The 12,169-nt window shown below is 54.1% G+C and carries 17 protein-coding genes and 2 tRNA genes; 10 read left to right on the top strand and 9 right to left on the bottom strand.

Annotation, left to right across the window (positions count from 1 at the left end; translation table 11 throughout):
* Positions 1-5 precede the first annotated feature (5 nt).
* Together HPY73_05860 and HPY73_05855 are read right to left on the bottom strand one after the other, a co-directional pair.
* Positions 6-1,463 carry a hypothetical protein gene (locus HPY73_05860; protein QLH75010.1) on the bottom strand — a complete coding sequence of 486 codons (1,458 nt, stop codon included), beginning with the start codon at positions 1,461-1,463 and terminating at the stop codon, positions 6-8.
* Positions 1,447-2,172 (bottom strand): ABC transporter ATP-binding protein, encoded by a 726-nt coding sequence (locus HPY73_05855; GenBank protein QLH75009.1) that lies wholly within the window; start codon positions 2,170-2,172, stop codon positions 1,447-1,449. Before HPY73_05855 ends, HPY73_05860 begins: the two co-directional genes overlap by 17 nt.
* A gap of 144 nt (positions 2,173-2,316) precedes the next feature.
* Between HPY73_05855 and HPY73_05850 the strand changes: the two genes are divergently transcribed.
* Positions 2,317-2,649 (top strand): hypothetical protein, encoded by a 333-nt coding sequence (locus HPY73_05850; GenBank protein QLH75008.1) that lies wholly within the window; start codon positions 2,317-2,319, stop codon positions 2,647-2,649.
* A 38-nt stretch (positions 2,650-2,687) separates the two neighbouring features.
* A tRNA-Asn gene (locus HPY73_05845) sits at positions 2,688-2,763 on the top strand.
* A gap of 18 nt (positions 2,764-2,781) precedes the next feature.
* Here HPY73_05845 and HPY73_05840 read toward each other — a convergent pair.
* The 7 genes from HPY73_05840 to HPY73_05810 form a co-directional block, all read right to left on the bottom strand.
* Positions 2,782-3,144: a cupin domain-containing protein gene (locus tag HPY73_05840; GenBank protein ID QLH75007.1), complete on the bottom strand. Its 363-nt coding sequence runs from the start codon at positions 3,142-3,144 to the stop codon at positions 2,782-2,784.
* Between the two features lie 10 nt (positions 3,145-3,154).
* Positions 3,155-3,493: a cupin domain-containing protein gene (locus tag HPY73_05835; GenBank protein QLH75695.1), complete on the bottom strand. Its 339-nt coding sequence runs from the start codon at positions 3,491-3,493 to the stop codon at positions 3,155-3,157.
* A 1-nt stretch (position 3,494) separates the two neighbouring features.
* Positions 3,495-4,265: a 4Fe-4S binding protein gene (locus tag HPY73_05830; protein ID QLH75006.1), complete on the bottom strand. Its 771-nt coding sequence runs from the start codon at positions 4,263-4,265 to the stop codon at positions 3,495-3,497.
* Positions 4,266-4,270: 5 nt separating this feature from the next.
* On the bottom strand, positions 4,271-4,861 hold the full coding sequence (locus tag HPY73_05825; GenBank protein QLH75005.1) for a TetR/AcrR family transcriptional regulator: 591 nt from the start codon (positions 4,859-4,861) through the stop codon (positions 4,271-4,273).
* A gap of 35 nt (positions 4,862-4,896) precedes the next feature.
* A complete protein-coding gene (locus HPY73_05820) occupies positions 4,897-5,364 on the bottom strand; it encodes a hypothetical protein (GenBank protein ID QLH75004.1) in 468 nt (155 codons plus the stop codon).
* A gap of 2 nt (positions 5,365-5,366) precedes the next feature.
* Positions 5,367-5,984, bottom strand: a complete 618-nt coding sequence (locus HPY73_05815; protein ID QLH75003.1) for a DUF2284 domain-containing protein — start codon at positions 5,982-5,984, stop codon at positions 5,367-5,369.
* A 305-nt stretch (positions 5,985-6,289) separates the two neighbouring features.
* A complete protein-coding gene (locus HPY73_05810; protein QLH75002.1) occupies positions 6,290-7,513 on the bottom strand; it encodes an MFS transporter in 1,224 nt (407 codons plus the stop codon).
* A 125-nt stretch (positions 7,514-7,638) separates the two neighbouring features.
* Here HPY73_05810 and HPY73_05805 point away from each other — a divergent pair.
* The 8 genes from HPY73_05805 (at position 7,639) to HPY73_05770 (ending at position 12,111) form a co-directional block, all read left to right on the top strand.
* Positions 7,639-7,712 (top strand) — tRNA-Ile (locus tag HPY73_05805).
* Positions 7,713-7,855: 143 nt separating this feature from the next.
* A complete protein-coding gene (locus tag HPY73_05800; GenBank protein QLH75001.1) occupies positions 7,856-8,098 on the top strand; it encodes a hypothetical protein in 243 nt (80 codons plus the stop codon).
* A gap of 220 nt (positions 8,099-8,318) precedes the next feature.
* On the top strand, positions 8,319-9,377 hold the full coding sequence (locus HPY73_05795; protein ID QLH75000.1) for a hypothetical protein: 1,059 nt from the start codon (positions 8,319-8,321) through the stop codon (positions 9,375-9,377).
* Complete coding sequence (locus HPY73_05790) at positions 9,374-9,613, top strand: hypothetical protein (protein ID QLH74999.1); 240 nt, start codon at positions 9,374-9,376, stop codon at positions 9,611-9,613. The genes HPY73_05795 and HPY73_05790 overlap by 4 nt, the downstream gene beginning before the upstream one ends.
* Positions 9,614-9,934: 321 nt before the next feature.
* Entirely contained in the window at positions 9,935-10,348 is a 414-nt protein-coding gene (locus HPY73_05785) for a hypothetical protein (protein ID QLH74998.1), read from the top strand.
* On the top strand, positions 10,341-10,616 hold the full coding sequence (locus HPY73_05780) for a hypothetical protein (GenBank protein ID QLH74997.1): 276 nt from the start codon (positions 10,341-10,343) through the stop codon (positions 10,614-10,616). Before HPY73_05785 ends, HPY73_05780 begins: the two co-directional genes overlap by 8 nt.
* Before the next feature lie 97 nt (positions 10,617-10,713).
* Positions 10,714-11,214: a methyltransferase domain-containing protein gene (locus HPY73_05775; GenBank protein ID QLH74996.1), complete on the top strand. Its 501-nt coding sequence runs from the start codon at positions 10,714-10,716 to the stop codon at positions 11,212-11,214.
* Positions 11,215-11,397: 183 nt separating this feature from the next.
* Positions 11,398-12,111: a recombinase family protein gene (locus HPY73_05770; protein QLH74995.1), complete on the top strand. Its 714-nt coding sequence runs from the start codon at positions 11,398-11,400 to the stop codon at positions 12,109-12,111.
* Positions 12,112-12,169 lie beyond the last annotated feature (58 nt).

The raw sequence follows: 12,169 nt of genomic DNA, 5'->3' as shown, positions 1-12,169 counted from the left end.
TGGCCCTAGGCAAAGGGCTCCGAGGACCACCTCTTATCGATGGAGGTGTAGAAGAACCTGGTCGCAACGCCCAGCAACAGGAGCGCCAGCAAAATGCCTGCCGCCGCCAAGGTTGGTGAGCTGTCAACACTGAAGGAAAGTATCGTGATCGCTATGTCAGGGACCATGGCCAACATCGCGAACTTGGCCACCACGGAAGGGTCGAACAGGAACGAGCTTGTCCTCAGACCTGTCAGATACGCGGTCGCGGTCACCATGTAGAAAGATGTAACGAACAGCACGGGCAGCGCCAACCATAGCAACCTTGTCTCGCCATTGATGATAGCTATCAGCACGACGAACGCCGCCGATGTCCCTGTTGTGATCAACAGGAAAGCCATCAGTTTGGTCTTGATCACCGTCGGTACTGAGACGGGCATGGTCTCAAAATAGTCGTTCAGGTCGGTATTCGTCAGCCAATTGTAGACCATTATACCGAAAAACCCCACCATGCCCGCATAGAAGACGATGTTGAACCCCACTGGTATCCTTAGGCCAGTGTTGATATACCATGTGGAAAGACCGAGGAACAACAAGGGTACGCCATATGCGAACACCAATTTGCTGGCCAGCCCGGACCGCAATATGTCCACGAGCTCCTTCGCCAACAATGCGTCATATGGCCTGAAAACCTTCAACCTCTTCGAATATATGGAGAACTGATCATCATAAGAACTGGTCCTTCCCTCCCTCTCGACAGAGACCAACACCACGGCCATTGCGGCGAAGATGAGAGACGCCGTTATGCTCAATGAACCGAACAAAAGCGCCATCCCGACATCCTCTCCGAACGGTTGGACGTTCATTTGAAGGCCGATGCTGGGTATCAGGATGTCGATCGAAAGGATGTCAAAAACACCGTATGCGATGAGCGAAGATAGTGTGACCAGGATGACCGCGAGGAAAGCTGCGATGCTTCTTGTGTACACAACACTGACAAAGAAGCTGAATGATATGCCCAACAAGAAGCTGAGGAATAATGCCATAAAGAGAAGAAAGACCGATGTAAGGCGGTAACCAGCGATCAGGGCCGAGATCGTCAGTCCGAAGAGGGCGGGTACAAGAATGAGGACCGAGTAAAAAACAAGGTCGCGAAGGAACATCGCAAAATATGCCCTTCTGAAGCTCAACGGCAAAAGGAACGGTGTTGTGACCAGGTAGCTGTTCTTACCGTACCTCCTTTCTAGGGATGTCCTCCCAAGGAAGCCAAAAGCGCCGACGCTCATGCCGTAAAGGAACATGCCTCCATGCGCCATGACGACCATCTCCTCGATCGAGATGCTTCTTATCACTCCGACCGTGGACCCGAAGAAGACAGTGAATATTATGACGTACAACGGCAGGGTGAGGAAAACCCTCCTCGAAGAGTAGGAAACATGGAGCCGATACTCTTCCAACATCATCAACTTAAGTATCTCTCGCATCGCCGGCCACCATCTCCAAGAAGACCGTCTCGAGATCCTCCCCTTTTTCGTTCATCGACACCGCGTTTCCTTTATGGACTATTTTCCCTTTGTTCAAGATAATGAACTCATCGCACAGCTTCTGTGCTATATCCAGGATGTGCGAGTTCAGGAATATTGTCCTCCCTTTGTCCTTCAGCTCAATGAGTAGGTCTTTGAGCTTCCTTTGGTATATCGGGTCGAGGTTGATGAAGGGCTCATCAAGGAACAGCAGCTTCGGCTCGTGGATAAGGGCCGCTGAGAGCATGAGCTTCTGTCTCATCCCTTTTGAAAGGTCCCTGCACAGGGTGCCCTCAGAGCCCTGGAGGTCAAAGAAATAAAGCCAGCTCTCGACCTTCCTTTCGAGATCATCTACCTTCCTGACCGAGCCAACGAATTGAAGGAACTCCTTTGCCGTAAGATATGAAGGGGGGGATTCCACCTCAGGCACTATCCCGACCGACGCCTTTACCTGCAAAGGAGAGATGCCGGGATCCACCCCCAGGATGGTCACATCCCCCGAGGTGGCCCTTGTCTGACCTGTCATGATCTTCAAGAGCGTTGATTTACCGGCGCCGTTGGGGCCAAAGCAACCGAAGAAGGACCCTTCCTGCACCTCAAAACTGATGCCGTCGAGCGCCAGAAGGCCTCCATAGCTCTTCCTTACGTCCCGTACCACGATCGGTGCCATGCCATTTCCCATCCATACGCCAGATATTTAACCTCTCTGGGCTGGTTCAGCGAAGATGGAAGATGGCCGATAGGTTTCAAATACGTACAAATGTTATCATGGCCCCATCCCCATGGTATACAGTATCATGGTCGAGGCGGTCAGATGAGAGGCAGGAGCGCCCTTACAAATAAGATTGAATCTGAGATACGTCTGCTCGAAAGGCACGTGATGATGTTGAACACCATCGTGGCGAACGAGCCGATAGGGATAATCAGGCTATCTGAGCTTCTTGGTATACCGCAGCACAAGGTAAGATATTCCCTAAGGATCCTGGAGCAGGAAGGTCTCATCCTCCCTTCGCCAGAGGGGGCCGTCACGACCGATAAGGTCCAGACATTCTTCAATGAGCTCAATGAGATCCTGAAGAAGATGGACACAACGGTAAATGCGCTCAGGGAGTCTTTGGATGCTCAGGCGGTAAGGCCCAAAGGATAAATGATAAATAAGCGTGGACTATTGTGCCAAAAGCCAATGCCGTCGTAGCTCAGTAGGTAGAGCGTGTGACTGTTAATCACAAGGTCATCGGTTCGATCCCGATCGACGGCGCCATACGGTCCATCGTTATGTTCACGTCCTGATCATTATCAACATCATCTTGAACGGTCTGACCGCCCTGAGTGCGTGCGGTTCGTTCGCAGGCATTATGATCATCTCTCCGGACCTCAACAGCTGGGACCTTCCGGAGATCGTTATCTCGGCCTCCCCATCAAGGAGCATGACCATGGCGTCATAGGGGGCGGTGTGCTCGCTAAGACCCTGTCCTTCATCGAATGAGAACACCGTGACCGTCCCGACCTTCTTATCTATCAATGTCCTCGATACTACGGCCCCTTCTTGGTATGCCAACAGCTCGTTCATGACCAACTTCCTGCCCTTTAAGTCGGCCTTCCTACCTTCGAGGTCGACGATGTTCGTTATCTCCTTTTTCATTTCCACCACCTTATATCAGCACTGATCTCTGTTCAGGTCTTGGGGTCTTGACCACAAGGAACCTCAGATCGGAATCTCCATTGTTGAGGATACGATGAGGGATCTTTGCAGGGCTTTCGATTATCATATCCTTTGTCACCTTTTCCCATTCATCACCGATCTCCACCTCACCTTCCCCCTCTAGAATGTAGAAGAAAACATCGACAGGGGTGACGTGTCTCTTCAATGAGGAACCTGGCCTTAATGAGATGTGGGTGACCTGGGCCTCAGGGTGGTCATAGATCGTCCTCACGCTCGCCCCATGCGGGTTCGGCCTCTCCGAAAAGGAATCGTAGACTGCCGTCTTCATCTTAGTCATCTTTTATCCCCTCTCTCCTTGCATATCCTATCGCGCTCCTTGTGCAAATATCGGAACAACGTTGGCAAAGGAAACATCCGCTCCCATCCTGATGGCATTTGGCCTCTTCTACAGGACATATCTTCTCACATGCGCGACATGACCTGCATCCATCTTTTCTCCCCATGCCAACCCTGGACCTCCTTGCAAACAAGGAGGAGAAAAACCCAAATGGGCAAACGGTCCTGCAAAACGGCCTGTAGACAAACATCCCTATAACCAATACCCCCACGAAGACATAGTACCAAGGAGAGATCATATCCAGGTTGAAGAACTCCTTCACCCCGAAGGGCCCAAGGAAGCTGAAGGACACCAGCCCTCCCAAGAAAAAGACGAGCGAAGAAAGAGCGTGGACCGTTCTGACCTTCTCTCCGCCGATCTTGACCTTTTTAAAGGGGGCCATAAATGCCATCTCCTGTACCGCACCGATCGGACAGGCATAACCACAGAACGCTCTACCGAACATAAGAGAAGAAGCAATTAAGATCAGTATGATGACAATGGATATGGTCGCATTGGGACCGCTAACTCTTTGACCTAGGACCAATGCCTGCATCTGGACCGGAACGAGCGGGGAGACGAGAATGAAACCGATGGCTGACGTCGCGACCGATATCGTAATGACCAAGAGCCTAGTCATCCTTCCGGACCTCAATAACCATAATGAGATCGTTATCATCAGTATGGCATAAACAAGCCCTACCATGGTCATGATCTCAGACATCCATATCACCTCAGGACCCTCAGGAGCATATCAACAAGAGGCCCGGAGCGGTCAACGAGGCTCCAGACATATCCAGAGTCCCTCCATTCCATGACGGTCATCCTGATGGCGCCCATGTATATGGTCGCAAAGGCCGAGGGGTCGACCGACGGAGATATCCGTCCAGTGCTCTGTCCCTTCAAGACCATGTTTACGATCTTGGCGTGTCTTTCTGACCTTCTCCTTATGAACCATTCCCTTATCTTGGGATACTCGCGGAAAATCTCTTCCTGGAAAAGGACCGCTGTCGCTTGTGGGCATTGTTCGAAGGCCTCGAACTGCCTTTTTGTCAATGACCTCAATGATGAAAGGACGTCCTCGGACCACCCTTCCTCTTCAGTGACAACGTTTTCAAAGAATACCTTCTGTGCCAATGCCTCGAGGATCTCTTCTTTGCTGCTGAAATGGCGAAGGAGCGCGACGTCAGATATCCCAATCTCAGATGCGATCCTCTTCAATGTGAGGCCTTGGATGCCCTCTTTATCGATGACCTTCAACGATATGTCGATGATCTGTTTTTGGCGTTCTCGTGTACCTTTTCTTTTCCTCTCACACATATATTTGTTAGCACTAACTAACATATATTAAATACTTACGACATCGTGGCTAATCGGTCTGTTATCCTCGCAACTGCCATATCTATATCAACCACCGCTATCAAAGAACCTAGGCCAGATATTCCAGATAGCTTTCTGGCCTCTGGCCTGCTCGTGACATAAGCGCTGATCCCTTTTGTGATCGCTAGGGACAAGTGCGCCATTTCGCTTGCGGGTATGAGGCCCTTCCCATCCCTTTCCAAGATTACTGCGAGCTCGTTCTGAACCTTTATCCAATCTCTAGTAGGATGGACGCACTTGATATTCAGGTCCCTTACCAGGTCTATCAGCATGTACTGTCCCTCCCTTGGTCCCTCCATGAGCACCTCGATCGCCTCACCAAGGACCGTTGTCCCTGTGTAGAGTTCGGCCCCTCCCCTTACCAGATGTCTAAGCTTGGCCAATACGGCCGCATCTCTCATTCCGTCGTTGAGGACGCAATAGTCCAAGAAAAAACTGTCCATGTTCAATCCACCAGAAGCAACCCTGTCAACAGTGCTTTCTTCCTTGCAGGATATTCCAAAGGTAGACCTGCGTTCCCGGCCGTGGCTATCACATCGATGCCCATGGCCTCCATGCTCGGTCTGGCTTGGAACGGGTGTCTGCACCGTCCTCCGATGCCAACGCACTCATCGCAGAGCGAGCATGGACCACCAGTAAGCGCGGTCGCGAACCTATATCCCATTCGCATGGCCTCGGCCTCGAGCTCGTTCAATTTGGCCGTAATCTGCTTGAAGGCATGGCGGTGGCTTTTTTCATGACCATCGTTCCCCTCCTGACCGTAAACGTCATTTTCTTTAATGGTATTGAAGGGGACCGGTTTCTCTATATCGCGCTGAAAAACATACTGAACTAGGATGGCGTCCGAGAACCTGCTCAGAACGCCTTCAAACTCTGTGGGTGTCATCACGTTGGGCGGGCACATGAGGTTGTGATTATAATTTTTACATACCGGGACCTGGCATTTCATCCTCGCCCTCGGGTCGATGGTGACCGCGGACGCCGGGACCGCGATCGCTCTTGAAGCCCCGTCATTTAGCGCTTTTTCCACCAGCTTCCTCAGATCACGTTCATCAGCCGACATTTCCATTTCACGATCGTGGTCGGCATTTATACAATCTTTGCCCGTTTGATTGCAAGGCACATTATGAGGATGGGGCATCCCAGTAAATTCTTCAAATCCAGAAAATCAAGCGGAGAGCCATCACTAATTTTATTGGCCGAGACCCTCTCGTCCCATTGAAGGCGCCCAATACCATGTTCGTCAAACCCATGATGAAATGGCCATTTTCATTTTTTCAGAACAGCTGCGGGAATTAGAACAGAGCCTCCTGACCGGCTGCCTTCAAAATTGATGTGGCCAGGGGGTATTGTTAATGTACTTATGTCTCATGCCACCTGAATGTCGCGGTTTGGACTGACATCCTTGAAATTAATGTAGAAGGCGGTTATCGCTATGAGATATATCGTCGAGGCCAAGATGAATGGCAGTGCATAATAACCAGAGGCGAGAAGTATCCCTCCGATGATCGTGGTTGCACTGTTAGGGAGCCTCCATATTATCGAATTGATCGCGCTCGCGATGCCTCTGTCATCCTTATCGATTATCCCCATCAGGTATGCATCCATAATGGGCCCTGCCATGTTCATGAGCGCTGCCCTCACCAGGTACACGGCCGCCGCCTCTGTCGCCCCTGGCATGAACGGAATTGCGAACATGAAGATGGTCGATGAGGCCTGGGTGAGGACTATCGCCTTGACGGGCCCAAGCTTGTGCGCGATGCCTGCGCTGAAGATCGCGGCGAACCCTATCGTGATGCTTGATAATGCCAGAAGAGGGCCTGAGTAAGTATCTGGAACCCCATACTCAAGAAATAGCCAGGTAGGGACCAGGGGTATGATGAGCCCGGCACCGAGCCCGATCAGCATGTTGTTCACTGAGAACCTCAGCAATGCCCTCTTGCTGTTCGGCTTCAATAGGCCCCTCTTGACCCTGACCGATGGTGCTCTTTCTTTATAGTCCCTTAAAAGACGCCAGATCGTTATGGGGGAGATCACGGAAAGAAGGCCAAGGACCAGAAAGGCATATGAGTGGACCTCGACCGACGAAAGCCCTGTGATGTCCTGGATAAAAGGGAAGGAGACCGGTAGGGCAAAACCAAGGCCTGTGAATCCACCATAGACGATGAAGGACATGGAGAAGGCAAGGTCCCTGTTGTCGACAGTGGTCTGATCTGCTATCATTGCATTCCAAGCTGAGAGGAATGCACCCTCGGAGATCCCCATGAGAATGTTGGCAACGAGGAAGAGCTCGGCAGAATGGGAAATGGAGCAGATTAGCAACACTGGTGGGGTGGTGACGAGGCCCACCATGAGCACCTTCTTCCGACCTATCCTGTCGGACAATATCCCGAAGGGGATGGCACAGATTACCATCGCAAGTCCAGAAGCGCCCAATATCGCCCCGACCTGTTCAGAGCTTATTCCCATCTCTGGAAGGTAGGCCGACACCGCGGTGATCAAGAAGCCATGACCTATGGCCACGAACGACGTCAGAATGATGAGCCATTTGACCTTTGATGGGACCTTGAGGTTCGGATCGTGCCTTTTCATGCGATACCATCGACCCTCACCTCGATTCCGATCTCCATATTTCTAGGTGTTCGGACGAGCGGGCCTGCTTTGTGGTTAGAATTCAAAAATTATATATGAGGCGTCGGAATAAGGTGCAACCAATAGGGTCCGTAGCTTAGTCTGGTGGAGCGTCAGGCTCATAACCCGATGGTCGCCGGTTCAAATCCGGTCGGGCCCACTCCAATTCCTGGCCTGATAAAGATCCCGGTTCGGACTTTTCTTCCGAGGATCGTAAACCGTCAGATAAGGCCCTCGAGCTCCTCGTTTCTTATGCGGATTGGGCCGATGAACAGCGCAAGCTGATGAACAGCAGGCGGCGGGGTGGTCGGCACGATTGACCGACGGGACCGCCGCATCGACTGTTGCGACTTCTGCCGGATCTCTGACAGATGCCTAGGCTTCTACAGGCGCTGTTGGCCCGACGTAAAGGATGTAGAGGAGAGGTGCCACGCCTGTAAGCAGTGCTTCAAATTCGAGCCAATAGAGGGTTTCTCCACCCTCTATGAGAGGATGGACGTCGAGGCGCAGAGGCGCCTCGTAGCATCAAGGAGGGCGAGCTCGTGATGTGCCCCCTAAAGCCCGGGCTCGAGTGCCCCGCTACGCCTCGGATAAGGGGCGAATCCCGCTGCAGCTGCGCAGTTGCAACACCCTCGGGAATTGACGCTACCTGTTGCAACTTGCAACTCCTAGCCAGCAAAAATCGAGTTGCAAAAAATGACGCTACCTGTTGCAACTTGCAACTGATTTGCAACTCCTGTTGCAACTCCCCCCGGAGGTCGATCGCATGAAACCGACCTTCTCGGACACCGAGCTCAAGGTCTACGGACTGCTCCTCGAGAAGGTGCCCCAGACATCCATCGCGAAGGCTCTCAAGATCGACAAGAGCAGGGTCTCCCGCATAGTGAAAAAGCTCGTCGAGGGCAAGTATCTCGTCGAGGAGTTGTCAAAGGGCGTTAAGTTCTACACGAAAGGCCCGAACGGGAGCATACTGGACCAGCTCATTCTCAGCAGGCAGTTGCAAATTGACGCTAGGAGCGTCACGCCTGTTGCCCTCGATCCCGAGCGTAACACGGTCCTCGTGCACCACCTCCTCTACCGCCTGCACGTCGTCAAGGAGGGCGACATCCCGCAGATCTCCGAGAAGCTCCCGGACGGCAGGACCTTGGTCCGCCCCTTCCTCCGCCCCGAGGGCAGGAAGCATCACAACCGCGAGCTTTGGCACGGGCAGGTGCCCTATTACGACAAGTTCGTCACCGTCAAGTATGAGCGGACCCCGAAGGTCCAATGGTTCTACATCTACCCGCCGGAGATGGAGATGACCCCCGACGAGGTCAGGGCGAGGAGGTGGGACGAGATCGCCAAGACGGTGTGCATGGAGATCTCCGCCTATGTGCAGAGGCACGGGGGCTGGCAGTTCGGCCTCCCTGAGATCGTGGAGTCCTGGAAGCCTCACTTCGCCTTCCGCTCCCCCGTCTTCAAGAATTTCTCGGACGCGATGTTCACGAAATCGCAGGATGGCAAGGTCTGGCTCTCGGACTCCGAGGGCAACGCCGAGCTAGAGGCGAGCGACCCCGAGTACGGGGCCCTCCTCGTCGAGCTTCCGGGCCAGGTCATCCGCGTCAAGATGGAGATGCGCGACGTCCAGGCCGCCCTTGTTGCCATGGCCGAGGCGCTGAACGCATCCCGCAGGCTCAGCGAGGATCTCACAGCTGAGCTCATCCAGGTCAAGGCCAAGCTCGCGCAGATGGAGGTGGAGTCCCTGAAGGAGAAGGTCCCGAAGGACTCGGCCGTCGCGCGTCTTGACAATGACGCAGACAAGGACAACGAGGTGATGTATCAATGAGCAACGCCGCAAGGCAAGGATATGGATGCGTGGACCCCGGCTATTTTCAGGGGATCCCCGCAACGCTGCGCCCGCTGATCGACCCGTCCTACGGGGAGCCGAAGAGACCGATCGCCAGGTGCGTGGTCTGCGGGGCGAAGATGCGCGCGAACGACAGGGAGATGCCGATATGCTCCTCCTATTGCCAGCATCAATGGGAGGCCATGCATAAGGGAAGAGTAGGTGGCGGAAAATGAGAGCACTAGCGTTTGATCGGTGCGAGGAATGCCCCTTTCACGCCTCCGAAAAGGGGATGAGCGAGTGTTACTGCGCCAACCCATCAGTTATGATGCAGGGGACAGCTGCTGAGGGCTTCACAAGTAAAGCGGGATACTACCCAAAGATCTGTGAAAAAGTGAATGGAAATATGCGCAGGGTCGAGCGCGGGCCCTTCCCAAAATGGTGTCCCCTGCAGGATGGTGTCAACCACGTTACTCCCGGGCGATTTTACGGTCATGTGATTGCGGCTCCGGACGCAGAATGGAGACGGGTCGAGCTTCGAAATCGGGGTGATACTGATGCCTGAGGCCTTCATTCCGTTCATCGACGAGATGGCCTCCGCCGCCCTCTCCGGCCGCAAGACCATGACATCGAGGACGAGGAGGTACGGCAGGCCCGGGGACACCTTCCGCATCGAAGGCCGCAGGTTCCGATTGATCTCCGTCAGGAAGGAGTGCCTGGTCGCCGTTGCCTATCTCTACTACGAGGCCGAGGGGTTCGACTCCCCGCAGGCGTTCATAGACTGTTGGAACATGCTCCATCCAAGGCGGCGATACCGGCATGATCAGATGGTATGGGTCCACAGGTTCCGCATGCTGCCCGAAGAAGACCCTGAGACGATCGCCGAGGAGGTCTCGGAGCGCGGGCCGTTCTGGCCCGGGCAAGAGCATCCCTATGAAGGCCCTTTGTTCGAGGAGGTCCTCCATGAATGACAGGATTCTGAGGGCCAAGCGTGCCTCCGAGGTCATGCTCCGGGAGCACGCCGACATCGTCGTTAGGCTGGCATTGGACAAGGCCGCCGAGCTCGGCCTGGAGAAATGGCTGCGTGATTATGACTCGATGTTCCTCGCCGGTTACGCCTACGAACTGAGGTCGAGGATCTACAGGCTGCCGAGGGAGCCGATGCAGGTGCGCGGCCTTGCCCACGCGAGGGGCAGGCTCGCCGCCCTGAGGGACCTCGAGAGGATGGGGGTGGCATGACGATCGACGACGACTACGAGCTCGGCCTCAAGGTCCTGCTGTGCACACAGGCGTTCATCTGGGCGGCCTTCCTCGCCCTGCTCATCGGGGTGGTGGGATGAGTCTCAAACTGAACCTCGGATGTGGCACCTCACCTATCGATGGCTACGTGAACATCGACCATATGCCAGGCCCAAGAGTAGATCTGGTCCATGATATAACTCAGGGACTCCCATATGAGGATGCGACTGTTGACGAGATCTATATCTCGCATACCCTCGAGCATATCACCGAATGGGAGCATCTGATGCCTGAGTTCCATCGCGTCCTCAAATCGGGAGGGAGGCTCCGGATCATCGTCCCGCATGCACCAAATTATTACACAGGCCATGTAAGGCAGTTCTACCCATACACACTGGACGGCTTTATCAAAGACCGCTACTCTGCCGAGGACAGGCGCACCCTCGAAAACATCCCGCTCTTCGAACAGGTTGACAGGACTATAAGGCGGAGATTCTGGTTCCAGTGGCACATCAAGCACTATCTAGGCATTGATATCCCATTCCCATGCCCGATAGGACGCCCATACGAGATTGAATGGGACCTCAGGAAGGTGTGATATGGCAACCGTAAAGACTCATTCTGGCGCCGGGTGCCCCGACTGCCTCGGCGACCGGACAATGTACACGATCAAGCAGGACGGCAGGGAGATGGGTTACTGCTTCGACTGCTCCGCAACTTGGATCCATGTGAGGGCCAGCAGCAAAGTGAGGCGGCGGCCGGGCACAGGTAGCATGAGGTGGTGCATCTGAGGGTCGTCCTGTATGCCAGGGTCTCAACGGCAGATCAGGAGAACGAGAATCAGCTTGTCATGCTCAGACGATATGCCGAGGCACAAGGCTTAACAGTCGTCGGAGAGATCTCCGACGAGTGCTCAGGCCGGACCCCGATAAGGAAGGGCCTAGACATGGTCGTTAGGATGGCCAGGGAGAAGAGGATGGAGGCCGTCCTGTGCGTAAGGATTGACCGGATGATGAGAAGTGTCAAGCACTTCATCGGACTGAACGACCTGCTCGAATCTTACGGGGTCAGGATCATCTGCACAAGCGACGGTCTCGATTATGGCACGCCCATCGGCAAGCTCGTAAGGGGTGTGCTTTTACAGGTGGCCGAGTTCGAGGTGGAGCTGATCTCCACCAGGACCAAGGAAGGCCTCGAGAGGCGTAGGGCCGAGGGTGTCGTCCTCGGCCGTAGGGCTGTCAAGGTCGATGTAGAGCGCGCAGTCCACCTCATAACACAAGGTATCCCCAAAAGCAAGGTGGCGGAGATGCTAGGCACGAATCGGGCCACACTCAACAACAGGCTTAGGCAGGCAGGCCTAGCTCATCTTGTCTCACCGCCGACAAGGGGAGCGAAAACAAAGGGTATCCCCGCGGAAGCCTCGTTGCTTAAATACTCCGATACCAAGATCGATGCGACAGAAAACGAGCGTTTGATTTCAGGGGGTGACCGATGAGCGAGCTCGCATATCACCTCGGGATCATAGCGATCGCCACGGTCGTGGTGTGGTTGGC

The sequence above is a fragment of the Methanomassiliicoccales archaeon genome (genome assembly GCA_013415865.1).
Classification (GTDB): Archaea; Thermoplasmatota; Thermoplasmata; order Methanomassiliicoccales; family UBA472; genus MVRC01.
The sequence above is the reverse complement of the archived record's forward strand: the minus strand, read 5'-3'. Positions and strand labels throughout refer to the sequence as shown.

What these genes read in the sequence shown, in the direction of transcription:
- HPY73_05810 (QLH75002.1), bottom strand. Translation starts at nt 7,513, where the DNA reads ATGAAAAGGCACGATCCGAACCTCAAGGTCCCATCAAAGGTCAAATGG.
- HPY73_05860 (QLH75010.1), bottom strand. Translation starts at nt 1,463, where the DNA reads ATGCGAGAGATACTTAAGTTGATGATGTTGGAAGAGTATCGGCTCCAT.
- HPY73_05815 (QLH75003.1), bottom strand. Translation starts at nt 5,984, where the DNA reads ATGTCGGCTGATGAACGTGATCTGAGGAAGCTGGTGGAAAAAGCGCTA.
- HPY73_05785 (QLH74998.1), top strand. Translation starts at nt 9,935, where the DNA reads ATGCCTGAGGCCTTCATTCCGTTCATCGACGAGATGGCCTCCGCCGCC.
- HPY73_05840 (QLH75007.1), bottom strand. Translation starts at nt 3,144, where the DNA reads ATGAAAAAGGAGATAACGAACATCGTCGACCTCGAAGGTAGGAAGGCC.
- HPY73_05820 (QLH75004.1), bottom strand. Translation starts at nt 5,364, where the DNA reads ATGGACAGTTTTTTCTTGGACTATTGCGTCCTCAACGACGGAATGAGA.
- HPY73_05825 (QLH75005.1), bottom strand. Translation starts at nt 4,861, where the DNA reads ATGTGTGAGAGGAAAAGAAAAGGTACACGAGAACGCCAAAAACAGATC.
- HPY73_05850 (QLH75008.1), top strand. Translation starts at nt 2,317, where the DNA reads ATGAGAGGCAGGAGCGCCCTTACAAATAAGATTGAATCTGAGATACGT.
- HPY73_05795 (QLH75000.1), top strand. Translation starts at nt 8,319, where the DNA reads ATGAAACCGACCTTCTCGGACACCGAGCTCAAGGTCTACGGACTGCTC.
- HPY73_05775 (QLH74996.1), top strand. Translation starts at nt 10,714, where the DNA reads ATGAGTCTCAAACTGAACCTCGGATGTGGCACCTCACCTATCGATGGC.
- HPY73_05830 (QLH75006.1), bottom strand. Translation starts at nt 4,265, where the DNA reads ATGTCTGAGATCATGACCATGGTAGGGCTTGTTTATGCCATACTGATG.
- HPY73_05855 (QLH75009.1), bottom strand. Translation starts at nt 2,172, where the DNA reads ATGGCACCGATCGTGGTACGGGACGTAAGGAAGAGCTATGGAGGCCTT.
- HPY73_05780 (QLH74997.1), top strand. Translation starts at nt 10,341, where the DNA reads ATGAATGACAGGATTCTGAGGGCCAAGCGTGCCTCCGAGGTCATGCTC.
- HPY73_05790 (QLH74999.1), top strand. Translation starts at nt 9,374, where the DNA reads ATGAGCAACGCCGCAAGGCAAGGATATGGATGCGTGGACCCCGGCTAT.
- HPY73_05835 (QLH75695.1), bottom strand. Translation starts at nt 3,493, where the DNA reads ATGAAGACGGCAGTCTACGATTCCTTTTCGGAGAGGCCGAACCCGCAT.